We start from the raw sequence: 19,735 nt of genomic DNA on the forward strand, positions 1-19,735 counted from the left end.
GTCGATGCCTGCCGAAGCAGACGTCATCACGGCCTCGGTGCGCAGCGGGTTGATCTCCGAGACGGCGCCGACGAACGTGGTCTTGCCCACGCCGAAGCCACCGGCCACCACGATCTTCGCGGAGGTGGTCGCCCGGCCTCCGTCAGAGCTTGCGAAGTCCACTGAGCACCCTTTCGAGCAGTGTCACGTCCGGAGCACCGGTGCTCTCGTCGCCGCCGGGCTGGTGAATGGCGACGAGTCCGGCCTCCGCGAGGTCCGCGACGAGGATGCGGGCCACGCCCAAGGGCATGGCCAGGAGCGCCGAGACCTCGGCGACCGACTTCACCTCGCGGCACAGATGGCAGATCCGCTGGTGCTCCGGGAGCAGCCCCATGAGCGCCGCCGGGTCGGCCGTGGTGCTGATCAGGGCCTCGATGGCGAGCTGGTAGCGCGGCCGGGTCCGGCCGCCGGTCATCGCGTACGGACGTACCAGCGGCTGGTCGCCCTCATCCTCGTACGGCTCCGCGTACGGATCATGAGAGGCGGTGGGCGGGGTCATGAATCCTCCGGGCGGGACAGCAAGTCGGTCAGCAAGCCGTCGGACAGGGGCCGGTGGGGGGATTGTGGCGGCCGGACGGTGATTTGGTGAGGCGGGTGGATCCTGAGCGGTCAGTGGAGCAGACTGCCTTGGAGTTCGGCGCGCAGGTCGGGCGTGAGCACCGCGCCCGCGCGGTCGACCAGGAGCGCCATCTCGTAGCCGACGAGGCCGATGTCGCAGTCGGGGTGGGCGAGGACGGCCAGGGACGAGCCGTCCGAGACGGACATGAGGAAGAGGAATCCCCGCTCCATCTCGACGACCGTCTGTGCCACGCTGCCGCCCTCGAAGATCCGGGAAGCCCCGGCCGTCAGGGACGTCAGACCGGAGGCGACGGCCGCCAGCTGGTCGGCACGGTCGCGCGGGAAGCCTTCGGACATTGCCAGAAGGAGGCCGTCGGCGGACACGACGACGGTGTGGGACACCCCTGGGGTGTTGTCCACAAAGTTGGTGATCAACCAGTTCAGGTTCTGTGCCGCCTGGCTCATCGGACTCAACTAACGCTCCTGCTGGTGAGTGGGGCTCGGGAAGCTGCCGGTCTGGCCGGTGGTACCGGCCTGTCGACCTTGAGCGATGCCCCGACGGAGATTGGTCAGCCGGCCACGTACGTCGTCAGGCGCACGCGAGACCTGCGGACCGGCTTGGTGCTGTTGCTGCTGAGCCGTACCCGGGACGAGGTTCGCCCTGGGCACCCGGCGCGGCAGGCCGGAAGTGGTGACGCCGCCCGCGGCCGGCTGCCTGACGCGCTCTGCCTGCCGGACGAGATCGTCGTTCGGAGAGCTGCGCCAGGAGCTGGCTACGGGACGCTGAGGAGCGGCAGGAGCCTGCGGCTGCTGCTGCGGGGCCGCCGGAGCGGGAGCGGAGCCGTTGCCCTGCTGCCCGTTCTGCTGACCGTGGAACCAGTTGGTCTCGAGGGTGTCGTACAGCGGCGTACGGCCGTCACCGGGACCCGCCGGCGGCAGCGCCTCGGGTTCCTGACGGGCGGGTCGCTGCTGCGGACGCGGCGGGACCGGCGGACGCGGAGCACCGAAGTCGGCGCCGCCGTGCGTGCCGTTCGGCTGCGGACGCTCGAACTGGCCGGTGGAGCTGTTGCCGTAGCCCGGCGCGGGGAACTGGCCGGTGGAGCCGTTGTCGTACGACTGCGGCATCGCGAACTGACCGGTGGACGACGGATTCGACGACGCCCCTGAGGTGCCCTGGCCGACCGGGGAGCCGAAGACGTCCGGGCGGACGAAGTGGCCCGAGTCCTGGACGCCGTTGCTGCCGGGACGGGGGAACTGGCCCGTGTTCTGGGGGCCGCTGTTCCCGCCGGAGGCCGGTGCACCGGGGCCCTGACGGCTGTCGCCGCGCGGGATCGCCGGCATCTCCGCGGTCGCGCCCGGGCCCTGCCGGTCGTCGATCCGCGGCATGCGGGAGGTCTGCGCCGAGTCCTGCTCGTCATGGCCGCGCGGGGTGTCGAGCGAGGCCCGCGGCACCGGCGGCTGCGCGTTCTCGTCGCTCCAGCTGGGCCGGGGCTGCGGATTGTTGCCGCCGGGCAGTTCGGCCCGCGGACCGCCGCGGCCCGGCAGCTGCGGCCGACGGCGCCGGCCCTGCTGCTGCTCGTTGCCCGAGTTCGACGACTGCGGAGGCTGCGGCGGTACGGAGCCACGGCCGCCCCCGAAGGCGTCCTGGCCCTGCGGAGCATTCGTGCCCGCGGCCTGCAGGCCCTGCGGGGCACCCGGCGCCTGACCGCCGAAACCGGCACCGGCCGGAGCGGGGCGGCCCTGCGGAGGCGTACCCGGACCCTGCGGCCCGCGCGCTCCGCCCGGCGCACCGCCGGGACGACCGCCACCGTCACGCCCGGGCAGCGCGGCGCGCGGCCCCTGACCGGCGCTGAGCCGGCCACCCGTGGGCGCACCGGCACCGAGGGCACCGGCGGGGGCGCCGCCGAGGACACCACCGCCCTGCTGGCCGCTGCCACGGCGGGCGGCCGCGACACCGGCGGCAGCCGCGGCGGCACCGCCACCGGCACCCTGACCGGGCTTGGGCTGGGGCTTCTTGCCGCCCTGGGCGACGTCCACGGGCAGCATGACCAGCGCGGTCGTACCACCGGAGTCGGACGGGCGGAGCTGGATGCGGATGCCGTGGCGCTGCGACAGCCGACCGACCACGAACAGACCCATGCGGCGGGAGACCGACACGTCCACGGTGGGCGGCGACGCCAGCCGCTCGTTGATCGCGGCGAGGTCCTCGGGGGAGAGGCCGATGCCGGTGTCGTGGATCTCGATCAGCACCCGGCCGTCCGGCAGCGCGTGACCGGTGACCTTGACCTTGGTCTGCGGGGAGGAGAACGAGGTCGCGTTCTCCAGCAGCTCGGCGAGCAGGTGCACGAGGTCGTTGACGACCCGGCCGGCCACTTCGGTGGTCGGCACGGAGGCCAGCTCGATGCGCTCGTACTGCTCCACCTCGGACGCGGCGGCGCGGAGCACGTCGACCAGCGGGACCGGACGGGTCCAGCGGCGGCCGGGCTCCTCACCCGCGAGGACGAGGAGGTTCTCACCGTTACGACGCATGCGGGTCGCGAGGTGGTCGAGCTTGAACAGCGAGGACAGCTGGTCCGGGTCGGCCTCGCGGGACTCCAGTTCGGAGATCAGCGACAGCTGGCGCTGGATCAGACCCTGGGAGCGGCGCGAGAGGTTGGTGAACATCGCGTTGACGTTGCCCCGCAGCAGGGCCTGCTCGGCGGCGAGGCGGACCGCCTCACGGTGCACGTCGTCGAAGGCCGCGGCCACCTGGCCGATCTCGTCCCGGGAGTGCACACCGACGGACTCGACGGAGGTGTCGACGTCCTGCGGGTCGGACTCCGACAGCTGCTTGACCAGCTCGGGCAGCCGGTCCTGGGCGACCTTGTTGGCGGTCTCCTGGAGCCGGCGCAGCGAGCGGATCATGGAGCGGGCGATGACGAAGGCGCCGACCAGCGAGACGCCGAGCACGAGCAGGATGAGCGCACCGGAGATGATCGCCTCGCGCTCCGACGCGTTGCGCAGCTCGCGGGCCTTCTGCTCCATGTCCTCGAGCAGCGTGTGCTCGATGTTGCCCATCTGCTCGATCTTGGTCGAGCTGTCGTCCACCCAGTCCTTGTACGACCGCTTGTCCAGGTCGGTGAGACCACCCGTCGTCCGCAGGGCGCGGCTGGCGTAGGTGTCGGTGGCCTGGATGGTCGGGTTGCCCTCTTCGATGGGCTTGAGGAGCTCGGGCGCGTTGTCGGTGCCGTAGATGCTCCGGAAGCTCGACAGGTCGGAGTCCTCGCTCTCCAGAGCGCCCTCGGCGTACAGCCGGTCGTTCTCGGAGAGCTTGCCGAACGTGGTGTTGCCGGTGGGCAGCGCCGCCGCGAGGATCGCGCGCTGGATGGACGCGTATTCCTTGGCGGACGAGAACGCCGACAGGGCGCGCGTGCGCTGGATCATCTCGGGGTTGCTGGTGGCCTCCGCCATGTCCTGCGAGAGGTCGAGCAGGTGGGTGACCAGGCGGTGGTAGCCCTCGACGGTCTGGGAGGAGTTGTTCTTGGTCTCGTAGGCGGCGCTGCGGATCTTCTCGAGGCCGCCCAGGTCGCGGATGAGGCCGACGAGGCTCTCGCGGACACCCTGGAGGTTGCCGTCCTTGCTGGAGGTGTCGATCTCCTCGGCGGCGTCCTGGAAGGCGGTCATGGCCCGGTCGGTCTTGTCCCGGTAGCCCTTGACCGTGTAGTCGGTCGCGGCCGAGCCGTGCGCCAGCGGACCGGCCGACTGGTCGCGCTCCTCCTGGAGCGCGGCGGCCAGCTCGGTGGCCTGCTTGGTCATCTCCGTCAGCAGCTTCATGTTGTCGAGCTGCTGGATGTCGTCCATGGACTGGTTGATGCGCAGGGCGCCCAGCGAGGTGGCGGCCACCACCGGGAGCGCGAGCAGCGACACCAGACGCGTGGAGATACGCCAGTTGCGCAGGGCTATTCGCGGGCCGGGGCCGCTCTGGCCCTTCGGCGGCTTCACGGGCGGCGTGGTCGGAGTGGCGGGGCCGGAAGATGCCGACGCGCCGGGGCGCCCGGAGCGCTCACCGCCGTCACCGGACGGGGCCGGACCCGGGTTCTGGGCGTGCTGGGGCGAGGAGCTGCCGGCCGTCGGGCCAGTCCCGCCGTGCGGCTCCGGCTCCGCCGAAGCACTGCCATCCCTCTTGAAACGTCCCTGCACTAGCGTCGCAACCTCTGGACCAGGCGCCCCTCCGCGTGAACGGAAGGACGGTGTCGGCGTCGTAGGGGGCGTCCTGAAATACGCCCCCCGTGGTGGTCTTGAGTGACCCCGCGCTGGTTCCCCCTATCTCGCCGCCACTCGGCGCTTCTCTGCGCCCCCTGTGCGCCGGCTCGATCCTGCGGCGGTCCGTGGAATTCCAGCACAGTGCCGGATCTCCAACAAGGCCCGTGGGTCATGCCGTGACCTACGTGACACCATGTGAGTGCCAGGTCACCGGACGTAGAAACTTAACTCACCCATACCGGGCGTATGCCCGCGAGTCACCCGGATGCAAGCGGTGTCCCAGTCGCCATGATCAGGAGCGGAATGATGGCTTCAGGGGGGCAATGTCCGTTTCGTTGGGGTGGGTCGCCAGCCCGTTTTGACCGTTTTGAATATAGGTAAGTGAGCAAACTCACATGCGTATCCCGGGGTCTGTGCGCCTCGGGAGGGGAATTGCATGTTTAGCCTGACGCTTTACAGGGATGGCAAATCCGACAACCCGCGCCGGTCCGGAGGGCCTTCGACTCTCGGCCCCCCGGCGCCCGTAACAGGACAGGTCTCGTACAACCGTGAAGACGACGATGATGTTCCGCAACACCGCCAACCCGCGGCGCACGACGCTGGCACACCTCGAGGACGCCGACGAACTGCAGACCCCGGAGCAGCCGGAGCACTCCGTCGACCTCCCGGTTCAGACCGCCAACCCCCGCCGCACGATTCTGATGGAGATGCCCGTCGCGGCCGGCTCCGTCCAGAAGTAGATCACTCAGGAGTAGATCACTGACGTCGCCACTGATGTCAAGGGCGCCCCACGCAAATGCGCGAGGCGCCCGCTCCTTGCCGCGCTAGCCTGGAGCGTCAGACTCCAGCCAGCTCAGTGAGGGGCGCAAGGATCCCGTGCGCATCGCCAGATTCTCCATCGACGGGAACGTCGCCTTCGGTGCGGTCGAGGGTGACAGGCCGGACGAACTCGTCCTCGACATCATCAAGGGCATCCCGTTCGCGGACTTCCAACTCTCCGGTACGAAGGTCCCGCTGAGCAAGGTCAGGCTGCTGCCGCCGGTGCTCCCGAACAAGGTCGTGGCCTTCGGCCGCAACTACGCGGAGCACGCGAAGGAACTCGGCAACGAGGTGCCCGACGCCCCGTTCGCCTTCTTCAAGCCCTCCACCTCGGTGATCGGCCCCGGCGACGAGATCCAGTACCCCACCTTCTCCGAGGACCTCCACCACGAGGCCGAACTGGCCGTGGTCATCGGCCGGATGTGCCGCGAGGTCCCGCGCGAGCGCGTCAAGGACGTCATCCTCGGCTACACCTGCGCGATCGACGTCACCGCCCGCGACGTCCAGAAGCGCGAGAAGCAGTGGGCCAGGGCCAAGGGCTTCGACACCTCCTGCCCGCTCGGCCCCTGGGTGGAGACGGACCTCGACCCGTCCGACCTGACCATCCAGCTCACGGTCAACGGCCGGCAGCGCCAGCTCGGCCGCACCAGCGAGATGATCCACTCCATCGAGGATCTGATCGTCAACATCACCGAGGCCATGACGCTGCTCCCCGGCGACGTGATCCTCACGGGCACCCCGGCAGGCGTCGGGCCGCTCACCGTCGGCGACGAGGTCGCCGTCACCATCGAAGGCATCGGCACTCTCACCAACAAGGTTGTCAAGCGTGGCTAGCGCACCCGTCCGCGTACGTTTCTGCCCGTCGCCCACCGGTAACCCCCATGTGGGCCTGGTCCGCACCGCCCTGTTCAACTGGGCGTTCGCCCGGCACCACCAGGGCACGCTGGTCTTCCGCATCGAGGACACCGACGCGGCCCGCGACTCCGAGGAGTCCTACGACCAGCTGCTCGACTCGATGCGCTGGCTGGGCTTCGACTGGGACGAGGGCCCCGAGGTCGGCGGCCCGCACGCCCCGTACCGCCAGTCGCAGCGCATGGACCTCTACAAGGACGTCGCCGAAAAGCTCCTCGACGCCGGCCACGCCTACCGCTGCTACTGCTCCCAGGAGGAGCTGGACACCCGCCGCGAGGCCGCCCGCGCCGCCGGCAAGCCGTCCGGCTACGACGGCCACTGCCGCGACCTGACCGACGAGCAGGTCGAGGAGTACACGGCGCAGGGCCGTACGCCCATCGTCCGCTTCCGCATGCCCGACGAGACGATCACCTTCACGGACCTGGTCCGCGGCGAGCTGACGTTCACCCCGGAGAACGTCCCGGACTACGGGATCGTACGAGCCAACGGAGCCCCGCTCTACACGCTCGTGAACCCGGTCGACGACGCGCTGATGGAGATCACGCACGTCCTGCGCGGCGAGGACCTGCTGTCGTCGACCCCACGGCAGATCGCCCTCTACAAGGCGCTGATCGAGCTGGGCGTCGCCCAGCGGATCCCGTCCTTCGGCCACCTGCCGTACGTGATGGGCGAGGGCAACAAGAAGCTCTCGAAGCGCGACCCCCAGGCGTCGCTCAACCTCTACCGCGAGCGCGGCTTCCTCCCCGAGGGCCTGCTCAACTACCTCTCCCTCCTTGGCTGGTCGCTCTCCGCCGACCAGGACATCTTCACGACCGACGAGATGATCGCGGCCTTCGACATCGCGGACGTGAACCCCAACCCGGCGCGCTTCGACCTGAAGAAGTGCGAGGCGATCAACGGAGACCACATCCGGCTGCTGGACGTGAAGGACTTCACGGAGCGCTGCCGCCCGTGGCTCCAGCCCCCGTTCGCCCCCTGGGCACCGGAGGCCTTCGACGAGACGAAGTGGCAGGCGATCGCCCCGCACGCCCAGACCCGCCTCAAGGTCCTCTCCGAGATCACCGACAACGTCGACTTCCTGTTCCTCTCCGAGCCGGTCTTCGACGAGCCGAGCTGGACGAAGGCGATGAAGGAGGGCTCGGACGCCCTGCTGCGCACCGCCCGCGAGAAGCTGGAGTCGGCGGACTGGGCGTCCCCGGAGTCCCTGAAGGAGGCCGTCCTGGCCGCCGGTGAGTCCCACGGCCTCAAGCTCGGCAAGGCCCAGGCCCCGGTCCGCGTGGCGGTCACCGGCCGCACGGTCGGCCTGCCCCTCTTCGAGTCCCTGGAGATCCTGGGCAAGGAGACGACGCTGGCACGCATCGACGCGGCCCTGGCGAAGCTGGCGGCGTAACCCGTACGTCCGTGAGGTGCGGCACCCCGGGTCGGGTGCCGCACCTTCGTCATTCCGCCGGACGGCCCGCGTGGCCCCGCGTTACCGTCGGACCATGAGCATTCGCGCCGTGGTCTGGGACGTCGACGACACCCTCTTCGACTACACCGAGGCCGACCGGGTCGGCATGCGCGCGCATCTCGCGGCCGAGGGGCTGCTCGACGCGTACGACGGCGTCGAGCAGGCCATCGTGCGGTGGCGTGCGATCACGGACCGGCAGTGGGCGCGGTTCTCGGCCGGGGAGACCACCTTCCAGGGGCAGCGCCGGGACCGGGTACGGGTGTTCCTCGGCGAGGAGCTGAGCGACGCCGACGCGGACGCGTGGTTCGAGCGGTACATCGGGCACTACGAGACCGCCTGGGCCCTCTTCCCGGACGTCCTGCCGGTTCTGGACGCCCTGGCCGGCAGCCATCGCCACGCCGTGCTGTCCAACTCCAGCATCCACGTCCAGGACCGCAAGCTGCGTGTCCTCGGCGTGCACGACCGCTTCGAGGTCATCCTGTGCGCGGCGGAACTCGGCGTCTCCAAACCCGAGGCCGGCGCCTTCCTGGCCGCCTGCGACGCCTTGGAGCTGGCCCCGCACCAAGTGGCGTACGTGGGCGACCACCCGGAGATCGACGGGCGGGGTGCCGCCGATGCCGGACTGCTGTCGGTCTGGATCGACCGCGAGGGCGTGCACACCGTCGGTGACCCTCCTGCCGGGCCGCACCGGATCGCCTCGCTCGCCGAACTCCCCGCGATCCTCGGCGCGGATACCCGTTTTGGAGCCCCGTCCACCTTCGGGTAATGTTCTTCCTGCGCCGCCGGGGAGCGGGCCGAAAGGCCGGAACCCGGAGGAGCAAACTAGAACAAGATCCCTTCCGGGGCTTGCGTTCCAGTGGCCTATGGTGTAATTGGCAGCACGACTGATTCTGGTTCAGTTAGTCTTGGTTCGAGTCCAGGTAGGCCAGCTCGCAGAGCTCATCTGCAAAAGCGGAGATCAACTCCGCGAAGCCCCCGTTGTGTAGCGGCCTAGCACGCTGCCCTCTCAAGGCAGTAGCGCCGGTTCGAATCCGGTCGGGGGTACAGATCCTTCCCGCGGGAACAGCTCGGGTAGCACCCACTGTTCCCGAGATGCAGGATCGCTAGGGCCCCCGTTGTGTAGCGGCCTAGCACGCCGCCCTCTCAAGGCGGTAGCGCCGGTTCGAATCCGGTCGGGGGTACGCATTGGTTTAAACCACATTGGTCTATGGTGTAATCGGCAACACTACGGTTTCTGGTACCGTCATTCTTGGTTCGAGTCCAGGTAGACCAGCTCGGACCTGCGGAAACGCAGTGTCCAGGCCCCCGTTGTGTAGCGGCCTAGCACGCCGCCCTCTCAAGGCGGTAGCGCCGGTTCGAATCCGGTCGGGGGTACTCGAGTCCTACGGGTCTCCACTTCGGTGGGGGCCCGTAGGCGTTCCCGGGTCTACTCGAAGCCGTATCTCCGTGCCGACTCCTCCTCCTGCGCCAGCCGGTGCAGCGCCTGGAGCATCGGCTCGACGAGGACCGCGCCCAGCACCGCGATCTCCACCTTCTCGGCCTCCGAGGGGTGCGTCTCCATGAAGTCCAGGTCGAGGACGGCCGCCTGGTGCATCAACCGGGCGTAGGACATGAGCAGTTCGGGACTCCAGTCGTAGCCCAGCCGCCGAAGTGCGGCCACCGCCACCACGAGTGAGCGGTGCGCGGGGGAGATCGTGACCAGCGCCTGGGCGTTGGACCAGCCCAGCGCCCCCAGCAGTTGCTCCGTCTCGCCGTGCGCGGCCCTGACGTACTCGTCCTCCGCGTCCGGCTCCGGAACCTGTGGCAGTGCCCACAGGGCCGCGCCCAGCCGGATTGTGCGCCCCAGCGAGTCGTCGTCGACGTGCCGGAGCACCTCGCGGACCGTCGCCACCGGCACCCGCCCCACCTGGATCATCGCGCGCACCAGCCGCAGCCGGCGCAGATGCTCCTCGTCGTACTCGGCCGTGGTCGCGTTGATCTGGCGGCCCGGCGCCAACAGCCCTTCGCGCAGGTAGTACTTGATCGTCGCGGTGGACACCCCGCTGCGCTCGCTCAACTCCGCCAGTCGCATCGCTCGCGCCTCTCTTCGGCGCCACTCTCTTGCGCCACCCCTTGGGAAGTGTCACTATCCAAGCATCGCTCAGAAGGATAGTGCCGCTATCCGACCGGGGAACCAGGGGGTCGCCGTGTTTGCGAAACCGACAGCCGGCCGCACGACCGCGGCGGCCGAAGGCGATGTGGTGGTCCTGCTGATCGGGATGCGCGTCAACCACTTCTGGGCGGTGCACCAGTGGCTGCCGGTCATGCTGTCGATGTTCCGCATGCTTGGGGAGCTTGCGCGGGACGGCGACCGGGGGCTGCTGGCGCGTGTACTGCTGACGGCTTCGCCGCGGACGTACTACGTCGTCCAGTACTGGGAGTCCAAGGAGAAGCTCTACGCGTACGCGAGCTCGCCCGACATGTTCCACCACCGGGTGTGGGGGATCGTCAACCGCAAGGAGCGGGCGGGGAAGGTGCGCGGGCACTTCGGGCTGTGGCACGAGGCCTATGTCGTGCCCGAGGGGTCGTACGAGTCGATCTACTTCGACATGCCGCCCTTCGGTCTCGCGGCGGCCACGGGGGTGCTGCCGGTCGAGAGCCGGGGGCGGCGGGCGGCGCAGCGCTTCGCGCACCGCTCGGCCGGGGCGGGCGAGAAGACCGCCTGAGGGGGGATCGGGGAAGCGAGAAGGGCCTGCCGCGGCGTTGAGGCAGGCCCTTCTCGCTGTGTCCCTGAAGCCCGGTCTCCCGGGTGAGTCAGCCGGTGCGGCGCAGGGCCTCGGAGAGGCGGGCGGCGGCGTCGATGACCGCCTGGGCGTGCATGCGGCCCGGGTGGCGCGTCAGGCGCTCGATGGGGCCGGAGACCGACACGGCGGCCACCACGCGGTTGGAGGGGCCGCGCACGGGCGCGGAGACCGACGCGACGCCCGGCTCGCGCTCGCCGATGGACTGGGCCCAGCCCCGGCGTCGTACGCCCGAGAGCGCGGTGGCCGTGAAGCGGGCGCCCTGCAGGCCGCGGTGCAGGCGCTCGGGCTCCTCCCAGGCCATCAGGATCTGGGCGGAGGAGCCCGCCTTCATCGTGAGCGTCGAACCGACCGGGACGGTGTCCCGAAGGCCGGACAGGCGCTCCGCCGCGGCGACGCAGATGCGCATGTCGCCCTGGCGGCGGTAGAGCTGCGCGCTCTCGCCCGTGATGTCACGGAGGTGGGTGAGCACCGGGCCCGCCGTGGCGAGGAGGCGGTCCTCGCCGGCGGCCGCGGCCAGCTCGGCGAGGCGAGGGCCGAGAATGAAACGGCCCTGCATGTCGCGCGCCACCATGCGGTGGTGTTCCAGAGCCACGGCCAGCCGGTGGGCCGTGGGTCGTGCCAGTCCGGTGGCCGCGACCAGACCCGCGAGGGTGGCCGGACCGGACTCCAGAGCGCTCAGAACAAGGGCCGCCTTGTCCAGAACGCCGACGCCGCTACTGTTGTCCATGAAACGATACTCGCGTCTCACTCTGTGAAACGCAAGTTCAATTTTCGGTGGAACACGCCACTCTGGAAGACACAGCGGCCCGCAGAACAAGGGGCCTGGCGGCGGATGCCCGGACACAGGGGCGCGGGCGCCGCTTCCTCAAGATCTCTAGTTGGGCCGGTGCTCCTTTTGCCGGCCGGAGGGAAAGCGATGGGTAGGACACTCGCGGAGAAGGTCTGGGACGACCACGTCGTCCGGCGCGCCGAGGGCGAGCCCGACCTCCTCTTCATCGATCTGCACCTGCTGCACGAGGTGACCAGCCCGCAGGCCTTCGACGGCCTCCGCAAGGGCGGTCGCCAGGTGCGCCGGCTCGACCTGACCATCGCGACCGAGGACCACAACACCCCGACCCTCGACATCGACAAGCCCATCGCCGACCCGGTCTCCCGGGTCCAGCTGGAGACGCTGCGCAAGAACTGCGCCGACTTCGGTGTCCGGCTGCACCCGCTGGGCGACGTCGAGCAGGGCGTCGTGCACGTCGTGGGCCCGCAGCTGGGTCTGACCCAGCCGGGCATGACGGTCGTCTGCGGCGACTCCCACACCTCCACGCACGGCGCCTTCGGCGGTCTGGCGTTCGGCATCGGCACCTCCCAGGTCGAGCACGTGCTGGCCACCCAGACGCTGCCCATGGCCCGCCCGAAGACCATGGCCATCACGGTCAACGGCGATCTGCCCGACGGTGTCACCGCCAAGGACCTGATCCTGACGATCATCGCCAAGATCGGTACGGGCGGCGGCCAGGGCTACGTCCTGGAGTACCGCGGCTCCGCCATCGAGCAGCTCTCGATGGAGGCCCGGATGACCATCTGCAACATGTCGATCGAGGCCGGCGCCCGCGCGGGCATGATCGCCCCCGACGAGACCACCTTCGCGTACCTCGAGGGCCGCCCGCACGCCCCCAAGGGCGAGGACTGGGACGCGGCCGTCGCGTACTGGAAGACGCTGAAGACGGACACGGACGCCGAGTTCGACGCCGAGGTCGTCATCGAGGCCGCCGAGCTGGCGCCGTTCGTCACCTGGGGCACCAACCCCGGCCAGGGCGCGCCGCTTTCGGCCGACGTCCCCGACCCTGCTTCGTACGAAGACGCTTCGGAGCGCCTCGCCGCCGAAAAGGCCCTGGAATACATGGGGTTGGAGGCCGGGCAGCCGCTGCGCTCCATCAAGGTGGACACCGTCTTCGTAGGCTCGTGCACCAACGGCCGCATCGAGGACCTGCGCGCCGCCGCCGAGATCGTGAAGGACCGCAAAGTCGCCGACGGCGTACGGATGCTGGTCGTCCCGGGCTCCGCGCGGGTGGGTCTGCAGGCCGTCTCCGAGGGCCTGGACGTCGTCTTCAAGGAGGCCGGCGCCGAGTGGCGGCACGCGGGCTGCTCGATGTGTCTGGGCATGAACCCCGACCAGCTGGCCCCGGGTGAGCGCTCCGCGTCCACCTCCAACCGCAACTTCGAGGGCCGACAGGGCAAGGGCGGTCGTACGCACCTGGTGTCGCCGCAGGTCGCAGCCGCTACGGCGGTCCTGGGCCACCTGGCCTCCCCGGCCGACCTGTCCGACGCCGAGACCCGTACGCCCGCTGGAGTCTGAGAGTCATGGAAGCATTCACCACGCACACCGGCCGGGCCGTCCCGCTGCGCCGCTCCAACGTCGACACCGACCAGATCATCCCTGCTCACTGGCTCAAGAAGGTGACCCGGGACGGATTCGAGGACGGGCTGTTCGAGGCCTGGCGCAAGGACCCGTCCTTCATCCTCAACCAGCCCGAGCGCAAGGGTGCGACCGTCCTGGTCGCGGGCCCCGACTTCGGCACCGGCTCCTCCCGTGAGCACGCCGTGTGGGCGCTGCAGAACTACGGCTTCAAGGCGGTCATCTCCTCCCGCTTCGCCGACATCTTCCGCGGCAACTCGCTCAAGAACGGCCTGCTCACGGTGGTTCTGGAGCAGAAGATCGTGAACACGCTGCAGGAGCTCGCCGAGAACGACCCCGAGGCCGAGATCACGGTCGACCTGGAGGCCCGCGAGGTGCGCGCCGAGGGCATCACCGCGGCCTTCGAACTCGACGAGAACGCCCGTTGGCGGCTGCTGAACGGGCTGGACGACATCTCCATCACCCTGCAGAACGAGCCCGACATCGCCGCGTACGAGGCCAAGCGCCCCTCGTACAAGCCGAGGACGATCCAGGTCTGACCGGAGCGACCGCCCGGAGCAACTGAACAGGTCGAGTTTCGGCCACCGCGACACCCCCGCCGTACCCCCGATCAGCCCGATCGGGGGTACAGCTGTGTCTGCACCCGAACGGCCCTGCGCGCCGCGACGCGGCTCCTCAACTTCCCACGTTACGACGGTTGTTGCCGGGGTACGCGTCCACTGTGACCGTGGCTCCGACAGGCGCCCGGGAGGCTGTTTGAGGCGGCAGTTGCACCCTGAGCAGGCGACAACTCGCCCCAGATGGCACAATCTGTGCATGGAACACGACGGCCAACTCGAGCTCTATGCGGCAGTCGCGAACCAACTCAAGGAAGCGCACACAAGAGTGCGCGCACTGCAAGTCCCGGAGGGCGTACGGATGGCGCTGACCCGGAAGCTGCTGGTCATTACGGCCGCGGCCAAGCACGATCTCGCCGATGCGACAAGGCGTCTGGAGCGGTTCGTGGCGGACCTCGACGCGGGTCGATTCCCGGAAGAGGAACGCTGAACGAGTCCAGGACAGTCGAGTTCGTTGCGGCGCACGGGTGATAAGCCCGTTTCGTGTTTGATTTGCGGTATATATCTGCCTAACGTGCGAAAACGCTTGAACACTTTCGTTCGGGCAATGTCTCCGAAGGGGAAGACGTGAACAAGGCGCAGCTCGTAGAAACGATTGCCGACAAGATGGGCGGCCGTCAGCAGGCCGCCGAGGCTGTCGACGCGGTCCTGGACGCCGTCGTCCGTGCGGTCGTCGCCGGTGACCGGGTCTCGGTCACCGGTTTCGGTTCGTTCGAGAAGGTCGACCGTCCCGCCCGTTACGCCCGCAACCCGCAGACGGGCGAGCGGGTTCGGGTCAAGAAGACCTCCGTGCCGCGCTTCCGTGCGGGCCAGGGCTTCAAGGACCTGGTGAGCGGCTCGAAGAAGCTCCCGAAGGGCGACATCGCCGTCAAGAAGGCCCCCAAGGGCAGCCTGACCGGCGGTGCTTCCGCGACGGTCAAGAAGGCCGCCGCGAAGAAGGCCGCCCCGGCGAAGAGGGCGACGGCCGCGGCGAAGAAGACCACCGCGAGGAAGACGACGGCCAAGAAGACCACGGCCACCGCGAAGAAGACCACGGCGAAGAAGGCGCCCGCCAAGAAGACCACGGCGACCGCCAAGACCACCGCCGCGAAGAAGACCACCGCGAAGAAGGCGACGGCCAAGAAGGCTCCGGCGAAGAAGGCGACGGCCAAGAAGGCCCCCGCCAAGAAGTCGACGTCTCGCACTACCACCGCCAAGAAGGCCACCGCCCGCAAGAGGTAAGGGCACAGGGGCACTCACGCGCCGGGCCGGACTCCCCACGGAGTCCGGCCCGCGGCGTGTTTACGGGGGTCTCAGAAGGTGTGCAGCGTCACGAGGGTGATCCGGCGGGCCTCGCCCTCGCCCTCCGTCTCGATACGCACCCGCTGCCCGGGCCGCAGCAGCCTGAGCCCGCCCGCGTCGAACGCCGGCGCGTCGAAGGGCACCGGGGTGCCGTCGTCGAGGAGCACCTGGCCGCTGTGGCTGTCGGGGTCGTACGTGTATGCGGTCGCCTGCATGACGGCAGCCTACTGCCCGGGAATCAACAGTCGCGCGGCCGCCGCGGCCGTCCGTGGGCCCACCCCCAGGGCGAGAGCGGCGCGCAGGTCGGCGCCGGTGTCGACGTCCTGGCGTACGGAATCCACCGCGTCGAGGGTGAGTTCCGTGGCGCCGGAGGCGTGATGGCGGGCTCGGGAATCCGTACCGAAGGCGGGGCGCAATTCCTCGCCTTCTCGGGCGGTCAGCAGAGTGGTGCCGATTGTGGCGGCGTCGGGGAGAAATGCGCGGGGGAATTCCGTAGCCGCGTCCAGGACCCGCCCCAATTCCAGAGGACGCAGCGCCGGCAGATCCGCGTTGAGGGCCGCGACGGCGCTTTCGGGGCGCGTCGTGCGTACGACTGCCGCCGCGTGCGCCAGAGCGGCGTTCAGGCCGCCGCCCGGCTCGTCGGCGACGATGTGGGCGCCCAGCGAGCCCAGCTCCCGACCGGCCAGGGCGTCGCCCGTGACGACTGCCACATCCTTCACCGCGGGGCAGGCCAGGGCTGCCGCCACGGTGTCCTGGGCGAAGGCGAGGGCCAGGCCCGGGCGCAGCCCGTCGGAGGCGGTGTCCGAGAGCCTGCTCTTGGCCCGCGCCAGAGGTTTCAGGGGTATGACCAAGGTCCACTGCACGAGCGTTTCGTCCCTCTCTTGTCGCGGCCATTGTCACCCAGCCGTCACCAGGGTCATCTGGCGGTTGTGGAGCCGGGGCGTACGGTGTTCTCGACAGACCGGCGGCCTGGGGCGACACTTGTGCGGCCCCCAGGCCCTAGAGGAAGGTGTCCGCGTGCCCCGCCGGAGAATCGGGTTCTGGTACCGCTTCGCAGCGGTCCTCTGCAAACCGCCGCTGGTGGTTCTGATCAAGCGGGACTGGCGCGGAATGGAGAACATTCCGGTCGAGGGCGGATTTATCACCGCGGTGAACCACAATTCGCACATCGATCCCTTCGCGTACGCGCACTTCCAGTACAACACCGGCCGTGTTCCGAGATTCCTGGCGAAGAGCGGCCTTTTCCGGAAGGGATTCGTCGGCGCCGCCATGCGCGGCACCGGACAGATCCCCGTCTACCGCGAGAGCACGGACGCGCTGAGCGCCTTCCGCGCCGCGATCGACGCCGTGGAGCGCGGTGAGTGCGTCGCCTTCTACCCCGAGGGCACCCTCACCCGCGACCCGAACGGCTGGCCCATGACCGGCAAGACCGGGGCCGCCCGGGTCGCCCTGCAGACCAAGTGCCCGGTGATTCCGGTCGCGCAGTGGGGCGCCAACGAGGTGCTGCCGCCGTATGCCAGGAAGCCCAACCTCCTTCCGCGCAAGACCCACCGGGTGCTCGCGGGCCCGCCGGTGGACCTGGCACGCTTCTACGACAAGGAGATGACTCCGGACCTCCTGAAGGAGGCGACCGAGGTCATCATGGCCGCCATCACCCGCCACCTTGAGGAGATCCGCGGCGAGAAGGCGCCCACCACGCCCTACGACCCGCGCCGCGAGCGGGTCGAGCAGCGGCGTCGCACCCGGGCGCAGACGCAGCCGAAGGTCGAACAGGAAGAGGGGCAGGGCACGTGAGCAAGCCGGTCAAGGCAGCGGTCTTCAGCGCCGGTTCGTGGGGCACGGCCTTCGGCATGGTGCTCGCCGACGCGGGGTGCGAGGTCACTCTGTGGGCGCGCCGGGCGGAGGTCGCGGAAGCGATCAACTCCACCCGGACGAACCCCGACTACCTGTCCGGTGTCGAGCTGCCGGAGAACATGCGCGCCACCACGGACGCGGCCGAGGCCGCTGCCGGCGCCGAGTTCACGGTCCTCTCCGTGCCCTCCCAGACGCTGCGCGCCAACCTCGCCGAGTGGGCGCCGCTGCTCGCGCCGGACACGGTCCTCGTGTCGCTGATGAAGGGCGTCGAACTCGGGTCCGCGATGCGGATGAGCGAGGTGATCGAGGACGTCGCCAAGGTGGGGCAGAACCGTATCGCCGTGGTCACCGGGCCCAACCTCGCGCGGGAGATCGCCGCCCGGATGCCCGCCGCCTCCGTGGTCGTGTGCACCGACGAGGCGGTCGCCCGGCGGCTCCAGGCCGCCTGCCACACGCCGTACTTCCGCCCGTACACCAACACGGACGTCGTCGGCTGCGAACTCGGCGGCGCGGTCAAGAACGTGATCGGTCTCGCCGTCGGCATCGCGGACGGCATGGGGCTGGGCGACAACGCCAAGGGGTCCTTGATCACGCGCGGCCTCGCCGAGACGACCCGTCTGGGCCTCGCGATGGGCGCCGACCCGCTGACGTTCTCCGGACTCGCCGGGCTCGGCGACCTGGTGGCGACCTGTTCCTCGCCGCTGTCCCGCAACCACACCTTCGGCACCAACCTCGGCAAGGGCATGACCCTCGAGGAGACCATCGCGGTCACCAAGCAGACCGCCGAGGGCGTCAAGTCCTGTGAGTCCGTGCTGGATCTGGCCCGCAGGCACGGCGTCGACATGCCCATCACCGAGACGGTCGTGGGTATCGTCCACGAGGGCAAGCCACCGGTGGTCGCCCTCAAGGAGCTGATGTCGCGCAGCGCGAAGCCGGAACGACGCTGAGCAACGCCGTCGAGGCACGCTGTCTCCGACCACTACCACCGGGTACTCTCAACGCGATATGAGCACTGAGAACCTCCCCCAGAGCCCTGAGCAGCCGCCTCGCAAGCCGCGCGTGGCCGTCGTGTTCGGTGGGCGCAGCTCCGAACACGGAATCTCCGTGGTCACCGCTGGCGCCGTCCTCAAGGCCATCGACCGGACGAAGTACGACGTCCTGCCGATCGGCATCACCCAGGACGGCCGGTGGGCGCTCACCGCCGATGAACCGGAGCGCATGTCGATCACTGCGCGCCGGACTCCGAACGTCGAGGAACTGGCCGAGTCGAACGAGGGCGGCGTGGTGCTCCCGGTCGACCCCGCGAACCGCGAAGTCGTCTACAGCGAGCCCGGATCGGTGCCCAAGGCGCTCGGCGAGGTCGATGTCGTCTTCCCGGTGCTGCACGGCCCGTACGGCGAGGACGGCACCCTCCAGGGCCTCCTGGAGCTCTCCGGTGTGCCGTACGTGGGTGCGGGTGTGCTCGCCTCGGCCGTCGGCCAGGACAAGGAGTACATGAAGCGCGTGTTCACCTCCTTCGGGCTCAAGGTGGGCCCGTACGTGGTGATCCGGCCGCGCGAGTGGGAGCGGGACGAGTCCGCCGCCCGCAAGAAGATCGTCGACCTGGCCGGCGAGCACGGCTGGCCGCTGTTCGTGAAGCCCGCGCGCGCGGGATCGTCGATCGGCATCACCAAGGTCGACGACCCGGCGGGGCTCGACGAGGCGATCGCCGAGGCCCGGCGGCACGACCCGAAGATCCTCGTGGAGGCGGCGCTGCGCGGCCGCGAGATCGAGTGCGGGGTGCTGGAGTTCGAGGACGGGCCCCGTGCGAGCGTGCCTTCGGAGATCCCGCCGCCGGACACGCACGCGTACTACGACTTCGAGGCGAAGTACATCGACTCCACACCCGGCATCGTGCCCGCCCCGCTGACCGACGAGCAGACCGCCGAGGTGCAGCGGCTCGCGGTGGAGGCCTTCGAGGCCGCCTCCTGCGAGGGCCTGGTCCGCGCGGACTTCTTCCTCACCGAGGACGGCGAGTTCGTGATCAACGAGATCAACACGATGCCCGGCATGACACCGATCTCGATGTACCCGCAGATGTGGCGGGCGAGCGGGATCAGCTACCCGGAGCTGGTGGACCGGCTGGTGCAGGCGGCGTTGCGCAGGCCGACGGGGCTGCGCTGAGCCGGCTGGTCGGGGCCGGGTCTGTCCGGCGGATCAGGTCGCGGGAATTCGGCGGTGCCTCGGCGACGCAGATCGGCGTGCCAGGCCCCGCGTGTGCGGCATGACGCGCCGGACGGGCCCTAGTTGGCGATCCCTTCGGGGATCGCCTTCTTGACGGCAGACGCCAGATCGACCAGCGGGGCCATTCCGTCTCCCGTGCGGTCCTTCGGGATGGTGACTTCGACGTACGCCTCGCGCAACGTCGTGGTGAACCGGAACGCCCCGTCGTCCTGCTCCTGCAACAACCACCCCACTCCGTTCACGTCGACCCCGTCCGCGTCGGGATCGTTCATCGCCGCAGGCCGCTGCACCCCGCAGCGCAGTATGATCGCCGGGTTCCCCCAGCCAGCGGTCAGCGCGGACGAGGGCTCGGGATCACGGCGATCCTGGCCGTCGACCTCGGCCGGGAGCGCCTCGTCCAGCTCTCGGCAGCGTTTCGTGGCCTTCGCGTCCGGACTGGGAACCGCCGCCGACGCACTGTCGTCTGCTGAGGAGCAGCCCGCGACCGTGATCAGCAGGACGAGCGCGGGCCCGACGGGCTTGCGGTGCCGGTGGCGGAAGAAGTTCACCG

20 protein-coding genes, 4 tRNA genes and 1 pseudogene are annotated in these 19,735 nt (G+C 69.7%); 16 read left to right on the forward strand and 9 right to left on the reverse strand.

Translation table 11 applies throughout. The features are described from left to right. The 4 genes and pseudogenes from ADK57_RS04080 to ADK57_RS04095 all read right to left on the reverse strand — a co-directional run. Positions 1 to 162: pseudogene (locus ADK57_RS04080) on the reverse strand (ATP/GTP-binding protein); the annotation flags it as partial. Beyond that, positions 143 to 538 carry a DUF742 domain-containing protein gene (locus ADK57_RS04085; RefSeq protein ID WP_030611532.1) on the reverse strand — a complete coding sequence of 132 codons (396 nt, stop codon included), beginning with the start codon at positions 536 to 538 and terminating at the stop codon, positions 143 to 145. The pseudogene ADK57_RS04080 and the gene ADK57_RS04085, both read right to left, overlap by 20 nt. Before the next feature lie 110 nt (positions 539 to 648). Beyond that, positions 649 to 1,062, reverse strand: a complete 414-nt coding sequence (locus tag ADK57_RS04090) for a roadblock/LC7 domain-containing protein (protein ID WP_030611534.1) — start codon at positions 1,060 to 1,062, stop codon at positions 649 to 651. Between the two features lie 9 nt (positions 1,063 to 1,071). Further along, complete coding sequence (locus tag ADK57_RS04095; RefSeq protein ID WP_053747950.1) at positions 1,072 to 4,776, reverse strand: nitrate- and nitrite sensing domain-containing protein; 3,705 nt, start codon at positions 4,774 to 4,776, stop codon at positions 1,072 to 1,074. A gap of 611 nt (positions 4,777 to 5,387) precedes the next feature. Here ADK57_RS04095 and ADK57_RS04100 point away from each other — a divergent pair. The 8 genes from ADK57_RS04100 to ADK57_RS04140 all read left to right on the forward strand — a co-directional run bounded on the left by ADK57_RS04100 (position 5,388) and on the right by ADK57_RS04140 (position 9,394). Continuing rightward, entirely contained in the window at positions 5,388 to 5,579 is a 192-nt protein-coding gene (locus tag ADK57_RS04100; protein WP_053747951.1) for a hypothetical protein, read from the forward strand. A 136-nt stretch (positions 5,580 to 5,715) separates the two neighbouring features. Continuing rightward, positions 5,716 to 6,492 (forward strand): fumarylacetoacetate hydrolase family protein, encoded by a 777-nt coding sequence (locus tag ADK57_RS04105; protein ID WP_053747952.1) that lies wholly within the window; start codon positions 5,716 to 5,718, stop codon positions 6,490 to 6,492. Beyond that, a complete protein-coding gene (gltX, locus tag ADK57_RS04110) occupies positions 6,476 to 7,960 on the forward strand; it encodes a glutamate--tRNA ligase (RefSeq protein WP_078972938.1) in 1,485 nt (494 codons plus the stop codon). Before ADK57_RS04105 ends, gltX begins: the two co-directional genes overlap by 17 nt. A gap of 94 nt (positions 7,961 to 8,054) precedes the next feature. Next, a complete protein-coding gene (locus ADK57_RS04115) occupies positions 8,055 to 8,786 on the forward strand; it encodes an HAD family hydrolase (protein ID WP_053747954.1) in 732 nt (243 codons plus the stop codon). Between the two features lie 91 nt (positions 8,787 to 8,877). Then, positions 8,878 to 8,949: transfer RNA gene (locus tag ADK57_RS04120), tRNA-Gln, on the forward strand. A gap of 42 nt (positions 8,950 to 8,991) precedes the next feature. After that, positions 8,992 to 9,064, forward strand: a tRNA-Glu gene (locus ADK57_RS04125). A gap of 64 nt (positions 9,065 to 9,128) precedes the next feature. Continuing rightward, positions 9,129 to 9,201 (forward strand) — tRNA-Glu (locus ADK57_RS04130). Positions 9,202 to 9,321: 120 nt separating this feature from the next. Further along, positions 9,322 to 9,394, forward strand: a tRNA-Glu gene (locus ADK57_RS04140). A 52-nt stretch (positions 9,395 to 9,446) separates the two neighbouring features. Here ADK57_RS04140 and ADK57_RS04145 read toward each other — a convergent pair. Next, positions 9,447 to 10,091, reverse strand: coding sequence for a MerR family transcriptional regulator (locus tag ADK57_RS04145; RefSeq protein ID WP_053747955.1), 645 nt, complete (start codon positions 10,089 to 10,091; stop codon positions 9,447 to 9,449). A gap of 115 nt (positions 10,092 to 10,206) precedes the next feature. Here ADK57_RS04145 and ADK57_RS04150 point away from each other — a divergent pair, with 115 nt between their 5' ends. Next, positions 10,207 to 10,725, forward strand: coding sequence for a DUF4188 domain-containing protein (locus ADK57_RS04150; protein ID WP_053747956.1), 519 nt, complete (start codon positions 10,207 to 10,209; stop codon positions 10,723 to 10,725). Between the two features lie 88 nt (positions 10,726 to 10,813). Here ADK57_RS04150 and ndgR read toward each other — a convergent pair whose 3' ends face one another. Beyond that, positions 10,814 to 11,530, reverse strand: coding sequence for an IclR family transcriptional regulator NdgR (gene ndgR / locus ADK57_RS04155; RefSeq protein ID WP_007384919.1), 717 nt, complete (start codon positions 11,528 to 11,530; stop codon positions 10,814 to 10,816). Between the two features lie 189 nt (positions 11,531 to 11,719). On the opposite strand from ndgR, the gene leuC reads away from it, so the two are divergent. The 4 genes from leuC to ADK57_RS04175 all read left to right on the forward strand — a co-directional run bounded on the left by leuC (position 11,720) and on the right by ADK57_RS04175 (position 15,048). Next, positions 11,720 to 13,150, forward strand: coding sequence for a 3-isopropylmalate dehydratase large subunit (gene leuC / locus ADK57_RS04160; RefSeq protein ID WP_053747957.1), 1,431 nt, complete (start codon positions 11,720 to 11,722; stop codon positions 13,148 to 13,150). Between the two features lie 5 nt (positions 13,151 to 13,155). Further along, positions 13,156 to 13,749 carry a 3-isopropylmalate dehydratase small subunit gene (gene leuD / locus ADK57_RS04165; protein WP_053747958.1) on the forward strand — a complete coding sequence of 198 codons (594 nt, stop codon included), beginning with the start codon at positions 13,156 to 13,158 and terminating at the stop codon, positions 13,747 to 13,749. Between the two features lie 277 nt (positions 13,750 to 14,026). Beyond that, complete coding sequence (locus ADK57_RS04170; RefSeq protein ID WP_053747959.1) at positions 14,027 to 14,257, forward strand: hypothetical protein; 231 nt, start codon at positions 14,027 to 14,029, stop codon at positions 14,255 to 14,257. A 137-nt stretch (positions 14,258 to 14,394) separates the two neighbouring features. Next, positions 14,395 to 15,048: an HU family DNA-binding protein gene (locus ADK57_RS04175; RefSeq protein ID WP_053747960.1), complete on the forward strand. Its 654-nt coding sequence runs from the start codon at positions 14,395 to 14,397 to the stop codon at positions 15,046 to 15,048. Between the two features lie 71 nt (positions 15,049 to 15,119). Here ADK57_RS04175 and ADK57_RS04180 read toward each other — a convergent pair whose 3' ends face one another. Both ADK57_RS04180 and cofC read right to left on the reverse strand, forming a co-directional pair. After that, positions 15,120 to 15,323: a hypothetical protein gene (locus ADK57_RS04180; RefSeq protein WP_053747961.1), complete on the reverse strand. Its 204-nt coding sequence runs from the start codon at positions 15,321 to 15,323 to the stop codon at positions 15,120 to 15,122. Positions 15,324 to 15,332: 9 nt separating this feature from the next. After that, positions 15,333 to 15,971: a 2-phospho-L-lactate guanylyltransferase gene (gene cofC, locus ADK57_RS04185; RefSeq protein WP_053747962.1), complete on the reverse strand. Its 639-nt coding sequence runs from the start codon at positions 15,969 to 15,971 to the stop codon at positions 15,333 to 15,335. 154 nt (positions 15,972 to 16,125) lie between these two features. Here cofC and ADK57_RS04190 point away from each other — a divergent pair, with 154 nt between their 5' ends. The 3 genes from ADK57_RS04190 to ADK57_RS04200 are packed head-to-tail and all read left to right on the forward strand — an operon-like array spanning position 16,126 to position 19,125. Further along, a complete protein-coding gene (locus ADK57_RS04190; RefSeq protein WP_053747963.1) occupies positions 16,126 to 16,902 on the forward strand; it encodes a lysophospholipid acyltransferase family protein in 777 nt (258 codons plus the stop codon). Then, positions 16,899 to 17,909 carry an NAD(P)H-dependent glycerol-3-phosphate dehydrogenase gene (locus tag ADK57_RS04195; protein ID WP_053747964.1) on the forward strand — a complete coding sequence of 337 codons (1,011 nt, stop codon included), beginning with the start codon at positions 16,899 to 16,901 and terminating at the stop codon, positions 17,907 to 17,909. Before ADK57_RS04190 ends, ADK57_RS04195 begins: the two co-directional genes overlap by 4 nt. A 58-nt stretch (positions 17,910 to 17,967) precedes the next feature. Continuing rightward, positions 17,968 to 19,125, forward strand: coding sequence for a D-alanine--D-alanine ligase family protein (locus ADK57_RS04200; protein ID WP_053747965.1), 1,158 nt, complete (start codon positions 17,968 to 17,970; stop codon positions 19,123 to 19,125). Positions 19,126 to 19,244: 119 nt separating this feature from the next. Here the strand turns inward: ADK57_RS04200 and ADK57_RS04205 are convergent, their stop codons facing one another. Then, the gene (locus ADK57_RS04205) at positions 19,245 to 19,733 is read right to left on the reverse strand and encodes a DUF3515 domain-containing protein (RefSeq protein ID WP_053747966.1); all 489 of its coding nucleotides are present in this window, start codon (positions 19,731 to 19,733) and stop codon (positions 19,245 to 19,247) included. Positions 19,734 to 19,735: the final 2 nt, after the last annotated feature.

This window comes from Streptomyces sp. MMG1533 (assembly GCF_001279775.1).
Classification (GTDB): Bacteria; Actinomycetota; Actinomycetes; order Streptomycetales; family Streptomycetaceae; genus Streptomyces.

Bases quoted from the DNA above. Each gene is read 5' to 3' on its own strand.
- ndgR (WP_007384919.1), bottom strand. From the start codon at position 11,530: ATGGACAACAGTAGCGGCGTCGGCGTTCTGGACAAGGCGGCCCTTGTT.
- leuD (WP_053747958.1), top strand. From the start codon at position 13,156: ATGGAAGCATTCACCACGCACACCGGCCGGGCCGTCCCGCTGCGCCGC.
- ADK57_RS04090 (WP_030611534.1), bottom strand. From the start codon at position 1,062: ATGAGCCAGGCGGCACAGAACCTGAACTGGTTGATCACCAACTTTGTG.
- leuC (WP_053747957.1), top strand. From the start codon at position 11,720: ATGGGTAGGACACTCGCGGAGAAGGTCTGGGACGACCACGTCGTCCGG.
- ADK57_RS04170 (WP_053747959.1), top strand. From the start codon at position 14,027: ATGGAACACGACGGCCAACTCGAGCTCTATGCGGCAGTCGCGAACCAA.
- ADK57_RS04145 (WP_053747955.1), bottom strand. From the start codon at position 10,091: ATGCGACTGGCGGAGTTGAGCGAGCGCAGCGGGGTGTCCACCGCGACG.
- ADK57_RS04115 (WP_053747954.1), top strand. From the start codon at position 8,055: ATGAGCATTCGCGCCGTGGTCTGGGACGTCGACGACACCCTCTTCGAC.
- ADK57_RS04180 (WP_053747961.1), bottom strand. From the start codon at position 15,323: ATGCAGGCGACCGCATACACGTACGACCCCGACAGCCACAGCGGCCAG.
- ADK57_RS04200 (WP_053747965.1), top strand. From the start codon at position 17,968: ATGAGCACTGAGAACCTCCCCCAGAGCCCTGAGCAGCCGCCTCGCAAG.
- ADK57_RS04085 (WP_030611532.1), bottom strand. From the start codon at position 538: ATGACCCCGCCCACCGCCTCTCATGATCCGTACGCGGAGCCGTACGAG.